Origin of the sequence: Baekduia sp. (assembly GCF_035318805.1) — a bacterium.
Lineage (GTDB): Bacteria > Actinomycetota > Thermoleophilia > Solirubrobacterales > Solirubrobacteraceae > Baekduia.
This window is the reverse complement of the sequence record NZ_DATHDY010000010.1, coordinates 94,087-116,053: the sequence shown is the minus strand read 5'-3', so window position 1 is coordinate 116,053 and position 21,967 is coordinate 94,087. Positions and strand designations below refer to the sequence as shown.

Sequence of the window (21,967 nt, the reverse complement as noted above, 5' to 3'; positions counted from 1 at the left end):
CCCGCCTTCCGCAGCGACGCGGCCGCTGCTGGGGACGCGACGGCCGCCGGGCGCACGCCGGACGCCACGTCAGACGAAGTGGGGGTTCCCGGCGAGCCGGTGGGCTTCGACGGACGGCCGCGCCGTCGCAGCGGGCAGGGAACGGGCGAGGCCGGCGGCTCGGGCTGGGCCGGCTGGGGCGCCTGAGCCGGCCTAGGGCAGGCGCACGGCCGGCGCCTCGGAGCTGGCCGTGGAGCTTCGAGCGCCGTTGCCGAGCCGCGGAGGGGCGCTGCGGTCTCGCGCGAGGCCGCGACGACGAAGGCGCTGCGCACGTTGGGGTCGCCGGCGACGGCCGGCCGGTGCGGGTCCTCGGGACGCGCGCGAAGGTCCCGGCGGGCACGGCGCTGACGCATCAGCGTCCGCTAGCGCCGGTCAGGGGTTCGCGGCGGCGCCGCCTCCGCCCGCCGCTGCCGCCGGGGCCGCCGGCAGCCCGGGGAGGCGACCGGCGAGCGTCTCGACGCCGCCGAGGACGACGTTGGTGAAGAACGCCCACACGAAGATGTTGATCATCTCGGACGTCGTGCCGACGAACCCGTCGCGGAAGATGTAGTAGCCCACGAGCGAGAGCACGATCGCCAGGATCACGAACCGCAACACGCCGACCACCAGGAGCGTGGCCCAGCCGGCCACGCTCGGCGCCTCGAAGCGCTGCTGCGCGTCGAGCGCGCCGACGGCTCCCACGGCCGTCGCCGCGGCCACCGGTGCGCGCTCGGGCAGCCGAGGAGTCGCCGCCGCCGCGGCCGCGGCGGCGGGCTCGGCCGTCTCACCCAGGTTTGCGGGGGTCTCGTCGGCCTTGAGCAACCGCTGCTGCTCGACGATCCGGCTGAGCTTCTGGTCCAGCGTCGACACGGCGCGGTCGAGCGCCGCGACCGCCTTGGCGCGATCGCCCGCGTCGTTGCGCAACGCGGCGACGGCGGTGTCGATGACGTGGAGATCGGCCGCGGCCTGGGGGTCGTCGATGTCGGCCAGCCGCTGCCGCATCGTGCGCGCGTAGCTGCGGGCGGCGTTCAGCGCGGCGCCGACGTACAGGTCCACCAGCGGCTGAACCTCGTCGGCGCGTTGGAGCACGCCGGCGGCCCGCGCTTCCGGAGCGGCCGTGCCGTCGACCGCAGCGCGCACCGTCTCCAGCGCCTTGGTGATCGCATCGGCCCCCGCCTGACGGTCCCGTATGGCGGCCGTCAGCGAGACCCCGGTCAGCGTGCCGAGCAGGTCCGTGACGGCCGTCGCCCAGGTGCGCGCGCCGTCCTCGACGCCGCGCGACAGCAGGAGCTCGGTCTCGCCGAGGGCACGCTCGGCCGCCTTGACGTTGCGCACGTCCAGGGCGTCGCCGGCGGCCTGCAGCTCGGTCTGCGCGGCCACGTACCGCGCGTTGATGTCCTGGACCCGGCCGCGGCGGACGACTTCGGCGCGCAGCGCGTCGAGCCGCGTCCGCGTCGCCTCGTAGCGCTTGAGGAACTTCTTGTAGGCCTCGTCGCGGGCGGTCGCCGCAGCGGCGTTGGCCGTGGCGATCGTCGCCGGCCCGTGGAGCCCGCCCAGCGTGAGCTTGCTCCGCGCCTCCTGCAGCGCCGCCTTCAGCGTGCTGTCGGGCTCGCGGGTGATCTCGGCTTCGAGCGTCTGGTCGAGGCCGCGGGCGGTGGCGCGCGTGTGCGTGCGGCGCAGCACGTCGCCCAGCAGCGTGCGACCGACGGTGCCGGCGACCAGGCCGAGGAGGATGAGCAGCACGATCACCACGTCGTCGCGCTTGGTGACCACGGTGAAGGGCACGCGGACGGGCCGTTCGAGCTCCGGGCCGTCCAGCTCGACGATGCCGGTGGCGGTGCCGACGGGCAGGTCTGAGTCCTCGACGTCCAGGACGTCGCGCCCGCCGGGCGAGAACGTCGTCGTGGCGAAGCCCACCTGGCCCTCGGCGGCCTTGCCGTCCTGGGTGGGGCCGCCGACGACGGTCGCCCGCAGGCTGGGGATCCACGTGCGGCGGCTCCGGTCGCGCAGGGTCGGCGCGCCGTCGACGCGGACGTCACCGGACACCGGCAGCGTCCGCTCGATGGCGATCGTCGCCGGCACGACCAGCCGGGCCGGGCTGACGATCACCTTGAGTGCGACCTCGGTGACCCGGCGCTGCCTCCTCGTGGCCGCGCGCAGCACGACGTCATAGGCGCCGGGCCGCGACAGATGCCGGGTGTCGACGGTCAGCAACAGCGCGTCGGGACGCGTCTTCCTGATCGAGGAGAACCGCACGCCGAACGCGCCGGCGTAGTCCGCGCGCCGCGATCCACCCCGGCGGGCGCGAGCGATTCCGAGCAGGATCTTGGCGGCGGGCACTCCCTGTGCGGTGCGCACCGCGATCCGCTCGGTCGCCTGCGTGGAGTCGACGGCGAGGACCACCGTCCGCCCGCTCACCACGATCAGCGGCCGCGGCTGGCTGCCACCGTCGCCGGTCTGCGCCACCGCCGCGGGCGCTCCGGCGGTCAGCCCCGCCGCCGCCAGCGCCACGACGGCGCAGCGGCGCAGCGGCCGCCGGCGGTCACCCGGCATGCGCGACCTCGAGCCCCGCGTCGCCGATCCAGCAGAACGAGAAGCCGAACGGGTTGCCCACGTGAGCGAGCCGCCGGTGGAAGCGCAGCAGCGCGGCGCCGAACGTCGCGCCGTCGAGCAGGTCGGTGGTCACGTCGCGCGCGCAGCGGGCGGCGAGGTCGGTGCCGATGTCGAGCTCCGTGGCGACGACGGCGCCGGCGCCGGCGCGGGTGAGCAGCGTCGCGAAGTCGTCGAGCCGGGCGGTCGTCGCCTGGCCCGACTCGCAGGCCATCAGCAGCACGACCGAGTTCGGCGCCGTCCAGCTCAGCTTCAGCTGCAGGGCGTCCGCGATCCGCTCCCAGGACAGGAACACGCTCCCGTTGCCGAGCTTGAGTCGGGAGCCGGGCGGCTCTCCGGCGAGGTCGCGGTCCACGTGGTGCGCGACGACGGCGATCGTCGGCGCCCGCCACTCCGGGCGCCAGAGCGCCTCGATCAAGGTGGCGGTGTCGGTCACGTCGAGGTCGCCGACGTTCCCGACGCCGGCCAGCGCGGTCTGCAGCTCCGTCGTCCACTTGTCGCTCACGCCGACCGCGAGACGGACCTGCGGCGCTCCGGGCTCCTGCGGGACCGGGCGCACGGGATCGCGGGCCGCGCCGAGGGTGAGCACCTGGTCGAGTTGATGGCGGATCGCCCAGAACCCGTAGACGCAGATGACGTCGGCGCCCTTGCCGTGGGTGCACCGCCGCCGTCCGTCGGCGTCCGGGTCGCCGAAGCACACGTCGGGCGGGAGCTGGCCGACGTCGCGCGCGGGGACGACCCAGTCGTACAGCAGCGGCCAGGGGTAGACGAAACCGGGGTCCAGGCGCGCGATCTGCACGACCTGGTCGTCCGAGCGGGTGATCGCGTCGAGCAGCCCCTCCTGCGACCGGCCCGTGATCGCCATGAGGTCGCGGTAGGCCGTCTGCCCGTGCGCGGCGAGCTTGCGCCACCAGTCGAGGAGGGCCTTGTCGGTGGTGGGCCGCGGCGGATCGGGGACCGTCTGCTTCGAGGGACCTGGAAGCACGTTCTTCATGTCCTTCAGCAATGTGCGCGTGGCTGCGACGGTCTTGTCGACCATGTTGGCGTTGAACGGCACCTCCAGCGCGCCGCCGGCGGTCTTGATCATCAGGTTGTGACCGGCGCGAGGGCTCTCGTTGACCGCGATCGACAGCGCACGCGGCCCGAGGTCGTCGAGGTTCGTCAGCCGCTGAGATCGAGAGAACTCCAGCACGAAGGTCGGCGCGGAACCCTCGATGCCGACGTCGGCGGTCATGAGGAAGCTCTGCAGGAGATGCCCGCGGTGGTACAGAGCCACGCGCAGTCGCGCGTCCTGCATCGGCTCGGCGGGCGCGCACCGCCACCTCGAGCAGGTCCGACGGCGTGACGTGGGGCAGCACGAGCCCGCGCGTCGGCGGACCGTCGACGGTGAAGTCCAATCCGAAGACGGTCACGTCGAGCTCGTGCCCTTCGGCCTCGGCGGGCTCGGGCAGGATGAGGTCAATCGGCGGCGGCCGCTGCGCCAGGAGGCTGTCGTCGAGCAGCCGGCCGATCTGCAGCGCCAGGACCCGGCGCTCGCCGGGCTGCAGCGGCTGGTCGGAGACCGCGGGAGGCTCGCCGGGTGGAGCTCTCAGCGCGAGGTCGACGCGACGCTCGCGGCGGCGCTGGATCGACTCCACGAACAGCTCGTCGGCGACGACCCGCTGGCGCAGGTGGCCGAGCGTGTCCTCGTTGCGGACGAGCTCCTGCCGCAGGGCGCCGGCCTGGCCGAGGAGGCTCCCGCGTGCCGACCACCGCTCGGTCCCGAGGTGCACGGCGGCATCGACCGGCAACGTGATGCGGCGCTCGGTGAACGACGCGAGCTCATGCGTGGCGGAGTTGAGCGAGTCGGTCGCGGCCCCCACCTCGCGCATCAGGTCGGTGGCGGCGTCGGGCACCTCCGGGTCGCGGTCCAGCCGGTGCTCCAGCTTCGCGACCGCCGATTCCGCCGGGGTGGTCGCAAACACGCGGCCGCGATCGAGGAGGCTGACGATCGCGGGCTCGATCCGCAGGCCGTCGTTGCTCACCGGGTCGGCCATGACGAACGCCTGCTCGGAGGCCAGTTGGGCCGCTTCGTGGACCGGGAGGTCGTCGGCGATCCCTGCGAGGACCGCGTCCGCGAAGAAGCCGCGCTCGCGGCTCGTGCCCATCGCCAGCGCGACGCCGGGCGGCACGTGCAGCGCCTCGAGCCAGACGAGGTCGACGGGCCCGCCGTCGGGCTCGCCGACGATCAGGCGCGGACGCCGCTCCAACGCGACGCGGGTCGCGGTGTCCAGCGCCCGGGGGACCTGGTCGACGTCGCAGACGACGACGTCGCAGTCGTGCTGCTCGAGCGCGCGGCGGAGGTCCCGGAGCGCGATGGGCTGGAAGGTGCGACTCGGGAGGTCGGGCTGCTCCTCGGCGGGGAGCAGCTCAGCGGAGTACTTGCCGCACGCCACCACATGCAGCGGCAGCGCCAGATGCGGTCGCCGCGCCCACCGCGCGCCGCGCAGGGTGACCACGCGGAACGGCGGCCGGGACCATCCGCGGTCGCCGAGGCCGAGTCGATCGAGCCACGCGGGTCTGGTCGGCGACGGCAGGGCGACGAAGACCGGCAGCGTGGCGCCCGGGCGCCCTGCCCGCGCCCGCATGGCTTCCTGCTCCAGCAGCGCGCGAAGCTGCTCGTCGGAGACGGTCCGGGCACTCGACCCAGGGGTCGTGACGCGCAGACGCAGACCGCCTGTGCGCTGAGGGATCCCGCGCACGACGACCCACGGCGTTGCTCCGATCTCGACCGGCACGGCGCGAGACTCACCGATGCGCAGAGTGCTCAGACACACTCGTCGCGCTGGAAGCCTGGGCGGAGGCGTGCGGCCAGCGTCGCGCAGCGCGTGCGCGCGCCCCGGATCTCTCGCGTCTAGGCGGCGCGCACCCGGACTCGTGGGCGGGCGTTGTTGACGTAGCCCTTCGGGTTCCAGAGCGCCGCCTCGTCCTCCGGCTGCGTGGCCGCCGAGGAGTCCCATGCGCGCACGACGATCTCGTGCTCTCCGGGGGCAAGATCGACGGTGGTGCGCCAGTGCCGCCAGGCCCACCGGCCGAGGTCCTCGAGCAACTCCGCCTGCGACCAGGACACGCCGCCGTCGGTCGAGATGTCGACCCGCGCGACGTGCCGTTCGCCGCCGGCGAACGCGTAGCCGCGCACCTCGACGGGGCCCGCCGCGACCGACTCGCCGTCGGCCGGAGAAAGCACATCGCTGTTGAGCGCGACGACGCCGAGCGGTATCCCGACGCCGGGGCCAGCGGTCCCGTCCTCCGGCAACAGGCGGTAGACAACGTGCTGGAAGTACCCCTGCCATGGGGTCGACCGGACCTCGATCCGCTCGAGCCACTTGACGCTGCGTGCGCCGATGTAGCCGGGCACGACGACGCGCAGCGGCGCGCCGTGGACGGGCGCAAGCGGCTCGCCGTTCATGGCCCAGGCGAGCAGGACCTCGGGTCGGCGCGCCTTGTCGAGCGGGATCGTGCCGCCGAAGAGCTCGGCGGGCTCCGGCTCCAGGGAGACGTCCGCGCCCTCGAAGCCCACGTACGCGGCACCCGGCAGCGGGCCGGCGAGCGCAAGCACGTCCGCGAGCGCGATGCCGGTCCATCGCGCGGTACCGGTGGCGCCGGGACCCCATGGCGCCTCGCCCGGGAGGTCGCGGATGGCCATCAGACCCGCGCGGCGGTGTCCCGCGCACTGGAGCGTCGCGATCACCTCGCGCTCCCGGAACGCCTCCTGCAACGTGACGAGGGAGAGGTCCAGCTCGCGCTCGACGTCGCCGTGCACCCGCAGCCGCCACGCCGCGGCGTCGATCTGCGGCACCGCGCCGTGCCCCCGCACGTAGAACGCGTCCGTGGCGGTCAGCGGAGCGTCGAGCGAGGCGAGCCCGGTCTCGGCGTTGAACGGCTCCTCCTCGTGCACCACCAGGTCCTCGCGCTTGCCGTAGCGACTCATCCGCCGAGTGTCCGCGACACGCACGCCGATCTCAATCGGAATGCGCGGAGGTCTGAGAGGAGTGTCCGAACGCCCGCGGCGAGGCGGCGCGGCAGCTGAGCGATCACCTCGCTTCGTCGGCGGCCAGGGCCGCGGCCTGCCGGGCGTCCATCCAGATCTCCCAGCGGCCCGAGGTCGAGTCGCGATCGCCGCAGAGCCGGTAGGGACGGCGTCCGCCGAACTCGGTCTGGCGCAGGTGCGACACCCCGCCGAGGACCGAGGCCAGGCGCCGTCGCGGCCAGCCCAGGGCGTCCTCGACCTCGGGGAACGTCCGAGGGTCCTCGGGGGTCGTCGCCAGCTCGTCGAGCAGCGCGCCCATGAACGCGCTGCAGCGGTCACGGAACCGCGCGATCTCGCCGGCCTCGACCATCGCGTTCTGCGCGGCGTGCTCCATCACCGCGCGAGGTCGGCGGCGGGCACGGTCATCGCCGCGACCGGCCGCCGGTCGCTCATGGCGACGGCGACGAGCACGACGGTGGCCGCGATCGAGGCGGCGAGCAGCGAGGTCCCGGACGTCGCGATCGCCAGCACGGCGAGCGCGAGCACGGCGAGGGCCCGGAAGCGCAGGCCCTGCGCGCCGACGCGCCGCATGAAGTAGAGCTGTCCCAGGAGGAACAGCGCGGGTCCGCCGAAGGTCAGGACGAGGTAGCCGGGGCCGGGCTCGTCGCCCGGATTGGCGATCGCGAACTCGTCGGCGACCGCGATGGCGATCAGCGCGAGGACCATGAGGGTGAGGATCTGGGTGCCCAGGCTGGCGACGCCGCTGGGGTCCGCCGATGCTTCGGACGCCTGCAGCCCGGCGCCCTCGGCGCGTTGGAAGTAGCAGAACCAGAGCGCCACGGAGGCGACGAACGAGTTCACGAACGCCACGAGCGGACCGAGCGCCACGGGCTCGGCGGCGAACGCGGTCCCGGTCGTGAGCAGCGTCTCGCCCAGGGCGATGAGGAAGAAGAGGCGCAGCCGCTCGAGGAGGTGCTCGCCCGACAGGTCGCTGTGCGCCCCGGCGGCGTCCGGCCCGATCGGCGCGGCGAGGTGGCTCGGCCGCCCCGGGATCGGGTGGTAGAGCGCCACGCCGGCATAGGTGACGACCACCGCGATCGCCCACGGCACGAGCCGCGCGTCGCCGTCGGCCAACGCACCCGCGATCCACAGCACGCTGGTGGCGCTCTCCCAGGCGAGGACGTTGACGAAATGGATGCGCTGGTTCGAGCCGCTCGTGAACGTCACGGTGGCGAACGACGCGCGGCCGACCTGGATCGCCACGTACGGGACCACGAACAGCCAGGCGCGGTCCGTGAACGCGTCGCCGATCGCGCTCGACATGAGCAGGCTCGCGAGCATGATCGTCAGGAGCAGGGCCTGGACCGGCCGGTGCTCGGGAGAGAGCCAGTTCGACAGCCAGGCCGTCATGTACCAGGCGTAGACGACCGCCAGGGCGAGGACGAGCGTCTCGATCCCGGTGCGGACGTCGAAGTGCTCGACCAGGTGGTGCGACAGCTGGCTCACCGCGAAGACGTAGACCAGGTCGAAGAAGAGCTCGAGCGGCGTCACCGAGCGACTCTCGTTCCCGGCCCGCACGGACGAGGCGAAGATCGCCTTCATGCCGGCGATCGTATCCAGGGCCGAGCCCGTGCCTGAGCTGCTGCGGGAACGCCGCCCGGGCCGGCGCTCGACGCTTGCTGGTCTGTGCACGCATTGCGTGCACGGGCCGTCAGCCTTCAGCGCAGGCCGCTGGTCCGAGGGTCGATCGCGGCGCCGCGGAGGCGCAGCTCGAAGTGCAGGTGCGGGCCGCTGGCTCGACCCGTCGCGCCGGCGCGGCCGATGGACGTGCCCGCGCTGACGCACCGGCGGCGGCGCACGCCGATCGACGAGAGGTGCGCGTACCAGGACGTCAGGCCGAGTCGATGGGCGATGACGACGAGGTTCCCGTAGCCGCCGGGGTCCCACCCCGCGGAGACGACGCAGCCCCGGCCGGCGGCAGCGACGGAGGCGCCGGCGCCCGCGCGGTAGTCCAGCCCGGTGTGAAACCAGGCGCCGCGCGGGCCGAAGCCGTCGCCGACGGGCGCGGCGACCGGGGGCCGCAGCAGCAGCGGCGAGCGCGGTGGCCGGCGGCGCGCAGCCGCCAGCGTGACCCGCCCGGCCAGGCTGTCGGCGGGCAGCCCGGCCCAGGCCTGGAAGCGGCGCAGCGCGGCGGAGCTGCGCGCGCCCAGCACACCGTCGACAGGACCGGAGGGGAAGCCGGCGCGCCCGAGCAGGAACTGGAGCGACGCGACGTTCCAGCCGCGCTGTCCGGTGCGCGCAACGCGCGCGCCGATCGGCGGGCGCCCGCGCCAGCCCAGCGCGCGGCGGGTTGCGGGGCCCGCGATGCCGTCGACGGCCAGGCCCGCGCGGCGCTGGAGGCGCATGACCGCCGCGCGCGTGCCCGGTCCCGCCAGGCCGTCGATCGAGCCGGGGTAGAGGCCGCGGGCGTGCAACGCCAACTGCAGGGCCGCCGCGCGCGAACCGCCTGCGCTCGCCGGCGGCCGGGACGGCGGCGCAGGCCACCACCGCAACCGCGAGGGCGCGCACGCGCATCATGCTCGCGGGCTTCGCCGGCGCAACCCGCTGCCCCTCCTCGTGGTGTCCGCTGCAGCGTCAGGGCCGCTCGGCGTCCGCCACGGCTGCGCGAGTGCTCGGAGGCAACGCTGCCGAAACGCCGTCATGGCCGTGATCTGACCCAGTACGGCCCGGGCTCCGGGCTCGGCATGCCCACCGAGGCCGAACCCGCCACCATCAGCGTCTTCCCCGGGCCGGCCAACAGCGAGGTGCCCGCCGCCGTCGGGTGACCGGGCGCGGGGCAGGCTCGTAGCGCGACCACGCTGTCATGCGAGCACCGCCCCGTCAGGATCGGTCCAGTCCTCCGGCGGTTCGATGCGCGCTTCGAGCTGCGCGTGCTCATGGAGGAGGTACAGCAGATTGGTGCCGTCGAGCAGCTCCAACGGTTTGTCGTTGGCGAACTCGTGGGACGCCTTGCCATAGCCGCTGGTCGTCACGAGGATGCCCTTGACCGCCCCTTCGTTGTGCACGGTGCCGAACAGATCGCGAACGGCGCTCACGCCGACGGTGTTCTTGTAGCGCTTCGCCTGGATGACGACCTTGCCACCGAGCACCGGGCGGGTGTCGTACGCGACGCAGTCCACGCCACCGTCGCGGGAGGGACGGGTCTGTCGGGTCTCGAGGCCCATCTTCTCGAAGAGGTTGGTGATGAGCCCTTCGAACTCTCCAGGGGTGAGGTCCATAAGGTTCGGCCGCTCGTCGAGACCCGAGAGGACGTCAGCCTCCTCGACGAACCGGGGATCCACCATGTCGAAGTCCAGGACGGGGCGCACGGGGGCCAGCTCCGCAGGGCTCTTCGAGACACCGGCATTGAGGCCCTTGAGGCACTCGGCCGGATCGACAAGCGCGAGGTCCAGGTCGTGGAAGGCGTCGCGGGTGGTCCGTAGCGTCACCAGGCATGTGCGCGCGGGCTGACCGGTGCGTTTGTCGATGCTGTCGACGATGCCGTTGAAGACGACGGTGTCGATCAGCAGGTTCCGGTCGGCCTCGAAGAGCTCGTGGACGCAGCGCAAGCTCGTCTGAGCAACAGCGCTGGCGTACAGCGCCTTGCGCTGGTTGGCGGGCCGTGGACTCGTGGTGATCTCGTCGCGAACCTTGACGTAGCGAAACTCACGAGTCTCGGGAACGACGTCGAAGGTGGGCAGTTCGCACTCGAGCACGAGCTGACGCGACTCCGGGACGTAGGCCAGCCTGCGGCTCTTGGGAAACCCCTCCGGGTAGCGGCTTGCCTCGAGCACCAGGCCGAAGTAGTCCACGACCGCGGACGGCTCGCCTCGCTCGACCGCCTCACGGAAGGCATCGACCTCGGCGTTCTGGGCCTCCGCCCGCGCGATCGCGTCGGCGACGCGCTCGTCATACGCTGCTTGCGCGGCCGCGAGCTTCTGCTCCCGCTCGTGTTCAGCGTTCTTCCAGAACTCGATGGCGTGATCGTGCGCGGCCTGGGCGGCGGCTACGGCCTCTTCGTGTTTGCGTCGCGCGCCCGGAACGAGCTTGCCGATCCCGGTGGGCGCTGCGGGTGCCTCGGGTTCCGGCCGGCTGCGTGCTTGGGCAAGCCCGCCTGGGCCGAAGGGCCGGATGACGGGCTTCTCCCTGAGGGCCTCGAAGTCGACGAAGTCGTCGATGCCGAGCGTCGCGGTCAGCACACCCTCCAGCTCGGCGATCTGCGCGGCGAGGAATGCGTTGAGGGTCTGGGCTTCGGCCTGCCGCGCCTCGGCATAGCGCCGCGCGGCCTCCTTGTCTTCGCGCGCCCGCTGCCGCTCGGCCTCACGCTGCAGCCGCTCTTGCTCGCGCACCATTCGTCGATGCTCACGCTCTTGACGCGCGCGCTCTCGCTCTCGTTCTCGCTGTACCTGCGCCCAGGAACCCACGGCGGCCTCCATCTCGATGATCGGGCCACCCTAAACACAGATCCGTCCATTCGCAGCCGTGGTCGCATAGGGGTCGCTCCATGGATGTCGAATCCAGCGGCGTGAACGCACGAGCGATCGGGACCCAACGACGACTAGCTCTCCCGCTGCTGTTCGCTGCTCTGCTGACGATCCCGGCCATCGTCATCGAGCAGAGCGATGCGGGACAGCCATGGGACACGATCGCTTCCGTTCTGAATTGGGTGATCTGGGCGGCCTTCCTCAGCGAGGCGGTGCTCATGCTGCGCGCCGTTGATGACCCGTGGGACTGGTTGCGAGATCATCCGCTCGAGGTCGCGATCGTCTTGCTGACGCCACCGTTTCTGCCCGCGTCGATGCAGGCGGCGCGGGTCTTCCGTCTGCTTCGCCTGCTCCGCCTGCTGCGGCTGGGATTGCTGACACGCCGGCTGCTCTCGACGGAAGGCATCCGTGATGCAGCCGTCTTCGCGGTGATGACGATCCTGGCCGGCGGCGCTGGTTACGCTGCCGTCGAGAAGGGCCAGCACCTGAGCACGTGGGACGGGGTCTGGTGGGCGATCGTCACCGTCACGACCGTCGGCTATGGCGACGCGTACCCACGTACCGACGCCGGACGAGTCATCGCCATCGCCGTGATGCTCGTCGGGATCGGGTTCATCGCGTTGCTCACCGCCGCAGCCGCCGAGCGCTTCCTTCGCACGCAGCGCGCTGAACAGCGCGAGTCGGACGGCGTCGAGGAACGGCTCGAGTTGATCCTGCGTCGGCTCGAAGCGATGGAGATTCGTGCGCCTGTAGCTGAAAGCGAGCAGTAGAGACGGCGATGTGCGGTCAGTCGCTGTACTTGACCGAGCACAGCGTGATCGTTCGGCTCGTGCTGACGCGCGATCCCGCGCGCGGGCTCTGGCGTACGACCTTCCAGTTGCGATCGAACAGCAGCATGCGGCCGCGGCCGCTGCAGTCTTGCTCACGCAAGTTGTAGAAGCCGTGGGCTTGGAGGTCGTCCTGAGCAGCTTGGTGGTTGCGGCCCACCTCGTTCGGAACGCGCTTGACCTTGGCTGCCGAGGCGACAGGAGTTGTGTCGTCGTGTCCGGTGGCCGTAGACGCTGCGGCGGCGAACACCGTGAGAGCGGTGATGGCGGCCGCGGTCGCTGGGATGCTTCTGTGAGACATGGGAGATCTCCTGGTAAGGGTGAACGGTACATCGCGATGAACTGCTCTGCGCTGTGAGCATTGCAGTCTGCTGGGCCACGCCGCGCGGCGCCCCATGCGATGGTCCGGTTCTGGGGGCAACGGTGTTCCGGTTGGTGCCAGCCAGCCTCCGCGGCGCGGCGCTGGTCATCGCGGTGGCCGTGGCCGGCTTTCTCGCGACCGCCCCGTGCCACGCCGCCGGGCAGGATTCGATCTACGCGCTGCTCGGCACGGGCGCGGTGGTCCGGGCGGCGCCCGCCGGGAACCGTGCGGTGGTGATCGGCGATGTCTCGCGCGCGCCCATCCGCGATGTCGGCAGCGGCCCGTTCGTGGCCCGCGCGGGCGGCGCGCTCTTCGTCTCGGTGCCCGGAAGGTCGGGCCAGCGACTCGGGCCTCGCCGGCAACCACCTGCTCGAGTTCGCCGGTCCCGGGCCCGGCGGGCGGTTTCTGTACATCACGGGGAGCTGCGGCTACGCCGGAGGCCTGTCGCGCCTAGACCTCCGCGCCGGGACGGTCGACGTGCTCGCCCGGGGCCGGCGGGTGTGCGGATCGCGCATGCTCGTCGACGGCGACCGGCTCGTGCTCGCCGCGAACCCGTTGCCCGTCCCGAGACCAGGCGCCGCCAGCCGCATCCTCGTCGTCGATCGGCGGACGGGGCGTATGCGCCACGCGATCCGGACGCCCGGATCGATCGTCGACCTCGCGGTGGCCGGCTGACTGCCATCGCCGACGATGAGTTTCGTCCGGGACGGTCGTCTCAGCTGCAGTATCCATCGCGAGAGCTCCGCTTCCGCCGTGTGAGAGGACGCAACGCCATGCAGCAGAGGATCGTCCCCAACCTCTGGTTCGACACCAACGCCGAGGAGGCCGCGGACTTCTACGTCTCGGTCTTCAAGCATTCCCGCATCGTCAACGTCGCCCACTACACCGAGGCCGGGCCGCGCCCGGCCGGCACGGTGATGACGGTCGAGTTCGAGTTGGACGGCCAGCGATTCGTCGGCATCAACGGCGGCCCGCAGTTCGTATTCGACGAGGCCGTCTCGTTCCAGATCGACTGCGAGGACCAGGACGAGATCGACTATTACTGGGCCCGGCTCTCCGAGGGTGGAAGCGAGGGGCAGTGCGGCTGGCTCAAGGACCGGTATGGCCTCTCGTGGCAGGTCGTGCCGACCGGGATGGAGGAGCTGTTCGGCGATCCCGACCCACAGCGCGCCGAGCGCGCGATGCAGGCGCTGCTCGGGATGGGCAAGCTCGACATCGCCGCGCTGCGCCGGGCGGCCGACGGCGTCCCGGCGAGCTGACCTGGGCGGCGGCTCGCGCTTCTGCCAGGATCGGCCCATGAGCGCCCGGTCGATCGTCGTCCGGCCCGGTGAGGTGGCCGTGGCGTCGCCGGGGACGTTCGTGCTCGTCCCGCCCGGCGTGCTGCACGGCTTTCGCAACGACGGTCCCACGGCGGTGCGCATGCTGAACCTCGACGCTCCCGCCGGCTTCGACCGGCGCATCGGCCTGCCCGACTGAACCGCCCGAGGTGTCGTGCGCCCGTCCGCGGGTAGGTCGATGCGTGGGCCGGCCATGACCGATCGAGCGACCACCTTCGAGAGCGAGCGCAAGCGCCATGCGCTGGAGCTGTTCGCCGGACTGCCGCGTCACTACGACCGGGTCGGCGCCGTCCTGAGCTTCGGGCAGGATCCGCGCTGGAGGCAGACGATGGTCGCGGCCGTTGACGCCGGGTCGGACGAGCGCGTCCTCGACGTCGCGACCGGGACCGGACTGGTCGCCCAGGAGCTCGTCCGCCGCTACGGGTGCTCGGTCGTCGGGCTGGATCAGAGTGCCGCGATGCTCGAGGTCGCGCGGGCACGTGTGGCGGCCGACCCGGCGCTCGCGCAGCGCGTCTCGCTGACGGTCGGGGAGGCGGAGCGGCTGCCGTTCGACGACGGCGCGTTCGACCATCTGACGTTCACCTACCTGCTGCGCTACGTCGACGATCCCGCCGCGACCCTGCGCGAGCTGGCCCGCGTGGTCCGACCCGGAGGGCGGGTCGCGTCGCTGGAGTTCGCGGTGCCGGCGGCGACGCTGTGGCGCGCGTTGTGGAGGTTCTACGTCCGCGCCGGGCTGCCGGCCCTCGGCGGCCTGGTCTCCCGCGAATGGCGCGAGACGGGCCGGTTCCTGGCGCGGAGCATCCCCGAGTTCTACGCGCGCCATCCGCGTGAGGAGGTCGCCCGGCTGTGGTCTGAGGCCGGGATCGACCCGGTGCACGTACGCCCGATGAGCCTCGGCGGCGGCGTGGTGATGTGGGGCACACGAGCGGATGGCCGCGCCGAATCCGCTTGAGCGTCCGGCGTTCTACGCGCTGCGCCCCGGGGGATGGCGCGATCTCCTCACGCTGCTGCATCCGCCGTACACCGCGTGGCATCTGAGCTACGTCGCCTTCGGAGCCGCGGCCGCGCCCACGCTGCACGGCGACCGGCTCGCGGCGACGCTGCTCGCGTTCTTCCTCGGCGTCGGCGTGTGCGCGCACGCGCTGGACGAGTTCAACGGCCGGCCGCTGGGCACGCTCCTGTCGGACCGCCTGCTCACGGGCCTGGCCGTCGCGTCGCTCGGCGCAGCGGTGGCGATCGGGGTCGCCGGCGCCGTCACGGTGTCGGCCGGTCTGGTGCCGTTCGTCGTCGCCGGCGCGTTCATCGTCGCGGCCTACAACCTCGAGCTCTTCGGCGGACGGTTTCACTCGGACTGGTGGTTCGCCGCCGCGTGGGGCGCGTTCCCGGCGCTCACGTCGTACTGGATCAACGCGCTGGACCTCCGGCCGCAGGCGCTCCTGGTCGCGTTCGGATGCTTCATGCTCAGCATCGCGCAGCGAAGACTGAGCACCCCGGTGCGCGAGCTGCGGCGGCGGACGGCGTCGGTCAGCGGGCGCCAGCAGCTGGCCGACGGCACCACCGTGGAGCTCGACGCCGCGCGGCTCGCGGCGCCGCTGGACGGTGCCCTGCGAGCCCTCGCCCTCGCCCTCGTCCTCCTCGCCGCTGGGCTGGTCATCGCTCGGCTCTGATTCGCGGCGGTGCGATGATGGAGTGCGTGAGGCGCCCCACGCCCACGGCCGCCAGCACCGCGCCGCCCGGGCCGGTGGGCGACCTCCCCGGCGGATTCGATCTCCGGCAGCTCGCGCGGCGGGCGGCGCAGGTCGCGGTGCTGCTCGCGGTGCTGGTCCTGATCGCGGTGCTGGCGCCCGGCCTCGGAGAGGTGCGCGAGCGGCTGAGCGGTGCCCGCCCCGGCTGGATCGCGCTCGCCGTGGTCTTCGAGGTCCTGTCGTCGCTGTCCTACGTCCTGATGTTCCGCCCCGTGTTCTGCTCGCTGATGTCCTGGCGCGCGGCCGCCGAGGTGGGGCTCTCGGAGGTCGGGACCGGCTCGATCATCCCGGCGTCCGGTGCCGGAGGCGTGGCGCTGGGCGCCTGGGTGCTGTCGCGGGCGGGGATGTCGGGCGAGACGATCGCGCGCCGCTCCGTGGCGTTCCTCCTGCTCAAGAGCTCGGTGAACTTCGCCGCGGTCACGGTGGTGGGGCTCCTCGTCTTCGCCGGCGTCATCGGCCCGCCGCAGTCTCCCTGGCTGACCGTCTTGCCCGCCGGACTGTCGGCGGCGGTCATCGCCGCGCTGGTGCTCGTCGGGCACCTGCCTGCGGGTGAGCCCGCGGGGGACGACGCGTCGCGGCTGCGCCGGCTCTGGTCCCGTGGGCGCTCGGTGCTGGTCCGCGGAACCGCCGAGGCCGGCGTGCTGCTGCGCCGCCGGGACCCCGTCCTGCTGCTGGGCATCGTCGGCTACTGGGTCTGGGACAACCTCGCGCTGTGGGCGACGTTCCACGCCGTCGGCTACGCGCCGGGCGCGAGCGTCATCCTGCTCGGCTACCTCATCGGGCAGCTCGGCGGCCTGCTGCCGATCCCGGGTGGCATCGGCGGGATCGACGGCGGCCTGATCGGCACCCTCATCGTCTACGGCGCGCCCGCCTCGGCGGCGGCCGCGGCGGTGCTCGCCTACCGCATCATCCTGTTCTGGATCCCGCTCATGCTGGGCGCCGTCGCGTTCGTCGCGTTGCGGCGCAGCATGGCCCGGCCGGGCGGGTTCATCCCCTGCGCGGAGTGACGAGCGCCCGCGCGGCGTTCTCGCGCCTAGGCTTGCGCGCCATGCGCATCGCGATCGTCGGAGCCGGGGCCATCGGGACGTGGATCGGCGCGGCGCTCGCGCGGGCCGGCCACGACGTCGCGCTGCTGGCCCGCGGGACGCACCTCGAGGCGCTCCGCCGCGACGGCGTCCGGGTCCTCGGCGCCGGCGGCGACGACTACGTGGTCCATCCGCTGGCGACCGACGATCCGCAGGAGGTCGGGGCCGTCGACGCCGTGGTCCTGGCAGTCAAGGCCCACGACCAGCGGACGGCGGCGCCCGCGGTGCGCGCGCTCCTCGGCCCGGACGCCTCCGTCGTAGGTGCGCAGAACGGCATGCCCTGGTGGTACTTCCATGGGCTGCCGGGCCCGTACGAGGGCCGGCACATCGAGTCGGTCGATCCCAGAGGAGCGGTCAGCGCGCTGCTCCCGCCCGCGCGCGCGATCGGCATGGTCGTCTACCTCGGGGCGCGGATCGTCGCGCCGGGAGTCGTCGAGACGCGGCCGGAGGCCGGCCTCGTGATCGGCGAGCCGAGCGGCGCGCAGACCGTGCGGCTGCAGGCGGTCGCCGGCGCGCTGGCCGACGCGGGCTTCCCGGTGCGGGTCACGCCGGACATCCGCACCGAGATCTGGACGAAGCTCATGGGCAACGTGTCGTTCAACCCCATCAGCCTGCTCACGCGTGCCGGCCTGGGGGCGATGGCCTCGGATGAGGGCGTGCGGGTCGTGATCGCCCGGCTGATGGCCGAGGCGGTGGAGGTGGCGCGCGCGGTCGGCGCCGATCCGTCGATGTCGATCGAGGAGCGTCTGGCGCTCACCGAGCGTCTCGGCGACCACCGGACCTCGACGCTGCAGGACCTCGAGGCGGGCAAGCGCCTGGAGCTGGACGCGCTGACCGGCGCGGTGGTCGAGCTGGCCGACCTCGCCGGCGTGGCGGCGCCGGCGCTGCGCACGATCCATGCCCTCGTCGACCTCGAGGCGCGCACGCTCGGGCTGCGCTGAGCACGGCCGGCGGAGCGCCGGGGGCCAGCCCCACCGCCGGACACCACGGCGCCCCATGGCGGGCCGCCGCGCCCTCGGCCATCCTTCGTCGCCGTGACCCCGCTGTTTCCCACCGCCGTGACCGACCCCGACCAGGACCTCCGCGCCCGCGCCGAGGCCGCCGGCCGGCAGGCCGTGCACGATCTCGAGTACCTCGGCGTCGGGCTCGCCACGAGCGTCCTCGCCATGATCGTGTGGATCGCGGGCGTCACGGTGACCCTGTCGCTGGCGGTGTTCATCGTCGGCATCCCGGCCGTGCTGGCCAGCGCGGCGGCGTTCCGCTGGGTCGCCGACCTCGACCGGCGCAACGCGGCGCGGGAGCTCGGCGCTCCGCTGCAGGCGATCTACCGGGAGCGGCCCGACCCGCGGCTGCTGCCCCGGGTCTCGGCCACGCTGAGCGACCCGCAGACGTGGCGCGACCTCGCCTGGCTGGTCGCGCACTCGGTCGTCGGCCTGGCCTTCGGCTCGGTGGCCGTCAGCTGCGTGGTGCACCTCGCCGTGCTCGTCACGCTGCCGGTGTGGTTCTGGGCGTTGCCCGCCGGCAGCGATCTGTGGGGCGTGCTGCCGATCGACGGCGCCTGGGGTGCGCTGCTCGCCTTCGTGCTCGCGCCGCCGTTCGCGCTGCTCAGCGTCGCACTGCTGCGCGCGATGGCGACCGGCGAGGCGCGTTTGGCCGCCGCGCTCCTCGGACCGCCCGCGCACGCGCCGGGCGCGACGACCGGCGCGCGTGACGCGTCTGTCCGGTCCCGGCGCCGCGTCGATCCCGCTCGCCTCCTGCCCCTGCATGCCGGCCTGGCGCTCCTGATCGTCGCCGTCTGCACGCTGCTCTGGCTGCTGCCCGGCACCGACTACTTCTGGCCGGTCTGGGTGGCGCTGGGACTTACCCTGACCGTCACGATCCACGACGCGGTCGCGCGCTGGACGTATGCGCGCGGCGCCCCGCTGGGCCGGATCCTCGCCGTCGCCGAGGTCGCCATCGCGCTGGTGGGGATCTGCGTCGCGGTCTGGGCGCTGGCCGGCGGCGGCTATCCGTGGCCGGTGTGGCCGGCGCTCGGGCTGTCGGTGATCCTGGGCGTCGTGGCGCTCGTCCTCTACCGCGACCGGCTCCCGTGGACGCGCGAGCGCGTGCTGGTCGAGCGCGTCGACGAGCTGACGCGCACCCGCCGCGGCGCACTCGACGTGCAGGCCGCGGAGCTGCGGCGGATCGAGCGCGACCTGCACGACGGCGCGCAGGCGCGCCTCGTGTCGCTGTCGATGCTGATGGGCCGCGCCGAGGAGCATCTGGCCGACCAACCGGAGGTCGCCGCCCTGGTGCGCCAAGCCCGCGCGGAGGCCGGCGCGGCGATCGGCGAGTTGCGCGATCTGGCCCACGGCATCGCGCCGCCGATCCTCGTCGATCGCGGCCTGGTCGCGGCCGTGCAGAGCCTCGCGTTGCGGGTGCCGATCCGCGTGACCGTCCACGGGAGCGACCAGCTCGGGCGCCCGGCGCCGGTCGTCGAGACCGCGGCCTACTTCGTCATCGCCGAGTCCATCACCAACGCCGCCAAGCACGCCGGCGGCGCGCCGGTGCGCGTGACCGTCGCTCAGCGCGGCGACGTGCTGGTCATCGAGATCGCCGACACCGGACCGGGCGGTGCCGACCCGGCGGGATCGGGATTGACCGGCCTGCGCCATCGGGTCGAGGCGCTCGACGGCACGCTGCGCGTCGGGCCCGGCGAGGCGGGGCGCGGCACGGTCGTCCGGGCGGAGCTGCCGTGCGCCTCGTGATCGTGGAGGACAACGCGCTGCTGCGCGAGGGCCTCGTGGCGCTGCTGCGCGAGCGGGGGATCGAGGTCGTCGCCCACGCCGAGGACGGCGACGGCCTGCTGCGCATCGTCGGCGGCCACAAGCCCGACGTGGCGATCGTCGACGTGCGCCTGCCGCCGACGTTCACCGACGAGGGCGTGCGCGCCGCGCTGGAGGCGCGCCGCCGGCACCCCGGGCTCGGCGTGCTCATCCTGTCGCAGTACGTCGAGCCCGTGTACACGACCGAGTTGATGGCCTCGGGCGACGGCGGCGTCGGCTATCTGCTCAAGGAGCGCGTCGGCGAGGTGCGCGAGTTCGTCGAGGCGGTGGAGCGCGTGGCCGGCGGCGGGACCGCGCTGGATCGCGAGGTCGTCGCCGCGCTGATGCGGCCCCAGGGCGCCGAGGCCGGCGACGACGTGCTGGACCGTCTCTCGCCGCGAGAGCGCGAGGTGCTCGGGCTCGTCGCCGAGGGCCGCACCAACTCGGCGATCGCGCGCGGGCTGGTCGTGACGGCCGGCGCGGTCGAGAAGCACATCTCCAACATCTTCAGCAAGCTCGACCTGCCGGCCGGCGGCGACGACCACCGCCGCGTGCTCGCCGTGCTCGCGTTCCTGCGGGCGGCCCAGGAGGGCTAGGAGACTGTGTCGCTATCGCGACTGGGGACCCACCTGCGGCGGCGACGGCTGGCCGTCGTGGGCCTCGGCCTCGCTGGCCGCCTACGGCACCCCTAGGAGCGTGGGTCCCTAGTAGCCCGCCGCGGGTTTCGCCCCCTGGGCGAAGACCCGCAAGGGAACCTGGCCCTCTGGGCCAGTGTTCCCCTAGCGCGCCGACGCCTCCAGGGTCGGCATCGGCGTGTCGGCGCGGTCCGGCGCCGTCTCCGGCACCGCGGTGCGGTGGCGAGCACGGCGCAGCGCGACGAGGCCCGCGCCGGCCAGCGTGAGAACGCTGACGGCCGTCAGCAGCCATCCCGCGAGCAACGGCCACGGGGCGTCGCCGGTGAGCGCCTCGGCGCAGAGCACCGTGCACCGCGGTCGGACGGTGGCGCTCCATTTGCCGGCACGGTCGGTGTGAGCCACGGTGACGACCGCGACACCGTCCGCGGTCCGGCCGGTCAGGCGGACGTCGCCGTCGATGCGCACGAGCCGGGACCACACCACGGAGGTCCGCAGCACATCACCCACCGCCCCGGTGCCGCGCAGCCGAGCGGCGTCCGACGTCACGGGGTCGGCGATGTCGATGCGGGCGGGCTTGACCGCCTTCGGTCCGATCGGATGGCCGAGGACCCTGAACTGGAACGGGACGGGGCCCGGCGTGGAGAACGCGGCCGGCTGGTGGTCGACCCGCACGTCGGCATGGCGGGCAGGGCGTTCGACGAAGGGGAACTGGGGCGACGCGGTGGTGTCGACGGCCATGAATGCGGTCATGGCGGCCTGTGCGACGACCACGCCGAGGAGCGTCACGGTCATCGTCCGCCGCGCGGGCCCACGGCGGATGGCGATCAGGGCCACGGTCATCGCCAGCGCGATGACGATGGCCAGATAGGGGATGACGCGATACGTGAACTGCACCGTCTGCAGGACCGGGGGGAAGCTCAGCCACCATCCGGGATCCGCGGTCAGCAGCAGCAGGCCGAGGCCGACCACCACCAGCCCCGCAGCGGACGCCGCCACCCGGTCCGGCGAACGCCGGCGCACCCAGAACACGAGTCCGAGCGCCACCAGCACCCAGGCCATGGCCAGCACCGGGGGTTGAGCGGTGACCTGCGCGCTGCGGAGGTCCCGGTTGGACTCGGGGACCATCGGCCAGGGCGAGAGCAGCGTCGGCAGGTGGGCGAACTTGACGCTCAACGCGAGCGGCTGCACGTTCAGGGCGCTCTGGGCGATGACGGTGTCCCGTCCCAGCCAGAGGTTGGGCACCAGCCACGCCCCGGTGAGCCCGACGCCCAGACCGATCGCCAGCACGGCTCCACCCAACCGGCGCGCGATGCCGCCCACACCGACGCCGGGCGGAATCAACGGCAGCAGCGCCGCCACCACGAAGGGCAACACCAGCGCGCTGATGAGCATCGTGACGTTGTGGGTGCCGGCCACGACCGCGGCGGAGCCCGCCAGCGCGGCCGGCGCGCGGATCCGGCCGCGCCCGGGTCGCCACAGCATCGACGTCAGCGCGCCGACCATCACCGCCACGCCGTTGACGGCGACGAGCTCGGCCCACGCCCCGCGCCCGTAGGCCTCCGACACGACGTACGGCGTCGTGACGAAGGTGAGCGCCGGCAGCACCGCCAGGCTTCGGGACAGCCCGAGGTTGCGCGCCGTCCACCAGATCCCCAGGTAGCCGGCCACGAAGGCGAGCGCGACGGAGGCCACGAAGACCGGCCACGCTCCGAGCAGGGCCGCGGGATAGGCCAGCACCGACACCGTGAACCCGCCGTAGAACACGTTGAAGGGATAGAAGCTGCCCGTGTCCTCGTGTAGGAAGTACGTCGGCACGCCGTGGGCGGCGACGTGCGCCGCCTGCCGTTGCAGCAGCCAGAACGCGTTCGTCCACTCCCACCACGAGTTCTGACGAAGGGCGAACGGCAGCGCAAGCAGCCCGACGAGCAGCGGTGGGACGATCGTGACGAGACGGCGTCTCGCGACAGGCGACAGAGCCATGGCCGGAGGCGACTGTCGTGTCTCATGGGATGA

Annotated in this window: 20 protein-coding genes; 11 read left to right on the top strand and 9 right to left on the bottom strand. The window is 73.2% G+C overall.

Translation table 11 applies throughout. The features are described from left to right. Positions 1–411: 411 nt before the first annotated feature. Positions 412–2,571, bottom strand: coding sequence for a hypothetical protein (locus VK501_RS01550; RefSeq protein ID WP_324333935.1), 2,160 nt, complete (start codon positions 2,569–2,571; stop codon positions 412–414). Beyond that, positions 2,561–3,925: a CHAT domain-containing protein gene (locus tag VK501_RS01545; protein WP_324333933.1), complete on the bottom strand. Its 1,365-nt coding sequence runs from the start codon at positions 3,923–3,925 to the stop codon at positions 2,561–2,563. The genes VK501_RS01550 and VK501_RS01545 overlap by 11 nt, the downstream gene beginning before the upstream one ends. A gap of 124 nt (positions 3,926–4,049) precedes the next feature. On the opposite strand from VK501_RS01545, the gene VK501_RS01540 reads away from it, so the two are divergent. Next, positions 4,050–5,525, top strand: coding sequence for a hypothetical protein (locus tag VK501_RS01540; protein ID WP_324333931.1), 1,476 nt, complete (start codon positions 4,050–4,052; stop codon positions 5,523–5,525). Here VK501_RS01540 and VK501_RS01535 read toward each other — a convergent pair. The 5 genes from VK501_RS01535 to VK501_RS01515 form a co-directional block, all read right to left on the bottom strand. After that, positions 5,522–6,598 (bottom strand): sulfite oxidase, encoded by a 1,077-nt coding sequence (locus tag VK501_RS01535; RefSeq protein ID WP_324333929.1) that lies wholly within the window; start codon positions 6,596–6,598, stop codon positions 5,522–5,524. The genes VK501_RS01540 and VK501_RS01535 overlap by 4 nt on opposite strands. Before the next feature lie 103 nt (positions 6,599–6,701). Then, positions 6,702–7,031, bottom strand: coding sequence for a hypothetical protein (locus VK501_RS01530; protein WP_324333928.1), 330 nt, complete (start codon positions 7,029–7,031; stop codon positions 6,702–6,704). Next, complete coding sequence (locus VK501_RS01525; RefSeq protein WP_324333926.1) at positions 7,031–8,239, bottom strand: low temperature requirement protein A; 1,209 nt, start codon at positions 8,237–8,239, stop codon at positions 7,031–7,033. Before VK501_RS01525 ends, VK501_RS01530 begins: the two co-directional genes overlap by 1 nt. A 116-nt stretch (positions 8,240–8,355) precedes the next feature. Next, the gene (locus VK501_RS01520; protein WP_324333923.1) at positions 8,356–9,189 is read right to left on the bottom strand and encodes a peptidoglycan DD-metalloendopeptidase family protein; all 834 of its coding nucleotides are present in this window, start codon (positions 9,187–9,189) and stop codon (positions 8,356–8,358) included. Positions 9,190–9,498: 309 nt separating this feature from the next. After that, positions 9,499–11,028, bottom strand: coding sequence for a restriction endonuclease (locus tag VK501_RS01515; RefSeq protein WP_324333922.1), 1,530 nt, complete (start codon positions 11,026–11,028; stop codon positions 9,499–9,501). Between the two features lie 152 nt (positions 11,029–11,180). Here VK501_RS01515 and VK501_RS01510 point away from each other — a divergent pair, with 152 nt between their 5' ends. Beyond that, positions 11,181–11,930 (top strand): potassium channel family protein, encoded by a 750-nt coding sequence (locus tag VK501_RS01510; RefSeq protein WP_324333920.1) that lies wholly within the window; start codon positions 11,181–11,183, stop codon positions 11,928–11,930. Positions 11,931–11,946: 16 nt separating this feature from the next. Here the strand turns inward: VK501_RS01510 and VK501_RS01505 are convergent, their stop codons facing one another. Continuing rightward, positions 11,947–12,237: a PASTA domain-containing protein gene (locus tag VK501_RS01505; RefSeq protein WP_324333918.1), complete on the bottom strand. Its 291-nt coding sequence runs from the start codon at positions 12,235–12,237 to the stop codon at positions 11,947–11,949. A 624-nt stretch (positions 12,238–12,861) separates the two neighbouring features. Between VK501_RS01505 and VK501_RS01500 the strand changes: the two genes are divergently transcribed. From VK501_RS01500 to VK501_RS01460, 9 genes are all read left to right on the top strand, one after another. Beyond that, positions 12,862–13,023, top strand: coding sequence for a hypothetical protein (locus tag VK501_RS01500; protein ID WP_324333916.1), 162 nt, complete (start codon positions 12,862–12,864; stop codon positions 13,021–13,023). A 98-nt stretch (positions 13,024–13,121) separates the two neighbouring features. Next, on the top strand, positions 13,122–13,607 hold the full coding sequence (locus tag VK501_RS01495) for a VOC family protein (protein ID WP_324333914.1): 486 nt from the start codon (positions 13,122–13,124) through the stop codon (positions 13,605–13,607). 37 nt (positions 13,608–13,644) lie between these two features. Further along, positions 13,645–13,824, top strand: a complete 180-nt coding sequence (locus VK501_RS01490) for a cupin domain-containing protein (RefSeq protein WP_324333912.1) — start codon at positions 13,645–13,647, stop codon at positions 13,822–13,824. Between the two features lie 54 nt (positions 13,825–13,878). Next, on the top strand, positions 13,879–14,637 hold the full coding sequence (locus VK501_RS01485) for a ubiquinone/menaquinone biosynthesis methyltransferase (RefSeq protein WP_324333910.1): 759 nt from the start codon (positions 13,879–13,881) through the stop codon (positions 14,635–14,637). Beyond that, positions 14,615–15,352, top strand: a complete 738-nt coding sequence (locus VK501_RS01480; RefSeq protein WP_324333908.1) for a hypothetical protein — start codon at positions 14,615–14,617, stop codon at positions 15,350–15,352. The genes VK501_RS01485 and VK501_RS01480 overlap by 23 nt, the downstream gene beginning before the upstream one ends. A 26-nt stretch (positions 15,353–15,378) precedes the next feature. Then, on the top strand, positions 15,379–16,437 hold the full coding sequence (locus tag VK501_RS01475; RefSeq protein ID WP_324333906.1) for a flippase-like domain-containing protein: 1,059 nt from the start codon (positions 15,379–15,381) through the stop codon (positions 16,435–16,437). Between the two features lie 41 nt (positions 16,438–16,478). Continuing rightward, entirely contained in the window at positions 16,479–17,456 is a 978-nt protein-coding gene (locus VK501_RS01470) for a 2-dehydropantoate 2-reductase (protein ID WP_324333904.1), read from the top strand. 93 nt (positions 17,457–17,549) lie between these two features. Further along, on the top strand, positions 17,550–19,262 hold the full coding sequence (locus VK501_RS01465; protein ID WP_324333902.1) for a sensor domain-containing protein: 1,713 nt from the start codon (positions 17,550–17,552) through the stop codon (positions 19,260–19,262). Then, entirely contained in the window at positions 19,250–19,915 is a 666-nt protein-coding gene (locus VK501_RS01460; RefSeq protein WP_324333900.1) for a response regulator transcription factor, read from the top strand. Before VK501_RS01465 ends, VK501_RS01460 begins: the two co-directional genes overlap by 13 nt. A 183-nt stretch (positions 19,916–20,098) precedes the next feature. Here VK501_RS01460 and VK501_RS01455 read toward each other — a convergent pair whose 3' ends face one another. Further along, positions 20,099–21,934: a hypothetical protein gene (locus VK501_RS01455; protein WP_324333898.1), complete on the bottom strand. Its 1,836-nt coding sequence runs from the start codon at positions 21,932–21,934 to the stop codon at positions 20,099–20,101. Positions 21,935–21,967 lie beyond the last annotated feature (33 nt).

Bases quoted from the DNA above. Each gene is read 5' to 3' on its own strand.
- VK501_RS01550 (WP_324333935.1), bottom strand. From the start codon at position 2,571: ATGCCGGGTGACCGCCGGCGGCCGCTGCGCCGCTGCGCCGTCGTGGCG.
- VK501_RS01545 (WP_324333933.1), bottom strand. From the start codon at position 3,925: ATGCAGGACGCGCGACTGCGCGTGGCTCTGTACCACCGCGGGCATCTC.
- VK501_RS01535 (WP_324333929.1), bottom strand. From the start codon at position 6,598: ATGAGTCGCTACGGCAAGCGCGAGGACCTGGTGGTGCACGAGGAGGAG.
- VK501_RS01530 (WP_324333928.1), bottom strand. From the start codon at position 7,031: ATGGAGCACGCCGCGCAGAACGCGATGGTCGAGGCCGGCGAGATCGCG.
- VK501_RS01525 (WP_324333926.1), bottom strand. From the start codon at position 8,239: ATGAAGGCGATCTTCGCCTCGTCCGTGCGGGCCGGGAACGAGAGTCGC.
- VK501_RS01515 (WP_324333922.1), bottom strand. From the start codon at position 11,028: ATGGTGCGCGAGCAAGAGCGGCTGCAGCGTGAGGCCGAGCGGCAGCGG.
- VK501_RS01510 (WP_324333920.1), top strand. From the start codon at position 11,181: ATGGATGTCGAATCCAGCGGCGTGAACGCACGAGCGATCGGGACCCAA.
- VK501_RS01500 (WP_324333916.1), top strand. From the start codon at position 12,862: ATGCTCGTCGACGGCGACCGGCTCGTGCTCGCCGCGAACCCGTTGCCC.
- VK501_RS01495 (WP_324333914.1), top strand. From the start codon at position 13,122: ATGCAGCAGAGGATCGTCCCCAACCTCTGGTTCGACACCAACGCCGAG.
- VK501_RS01490 (WP_324333912.1), top strand. From the start codon at position 13,645: ATGAGCGCCCGGTCGATCGTCGTCCGGCCCGGTGAGGTGGCCGTGGCG.
- VK501_RS01485 (WP_324333910.1), top strand. From the start codon at position 13,879: ATGACCGATCGAGCGACCACCTTCGAGAGCGAGCGCAAGCGCCATGCG.
- VK501_RS01480 (WP_324333908.1), top strand. From the start codon at position 14,615: ATGGCCGCGCCGAATCCGCTTGAGCGTCCGGCGTTCTACGCGCTGCGC.
- VK501_RS01470 (WP_324333904.1), top strand. From the start codon at position 16,479: ATGCGCATCGCGATCGTCGGAGCCGGGGCCATCGGGACGTGGATCGGC.
- VK501_RS01455 (WP_324333898.1), bottom strand. From the start codon at position 21,934: ATGGCTCTGTCGCCTGTCGCGAGACGCCGTCTCGTCACGATCGTCCCA.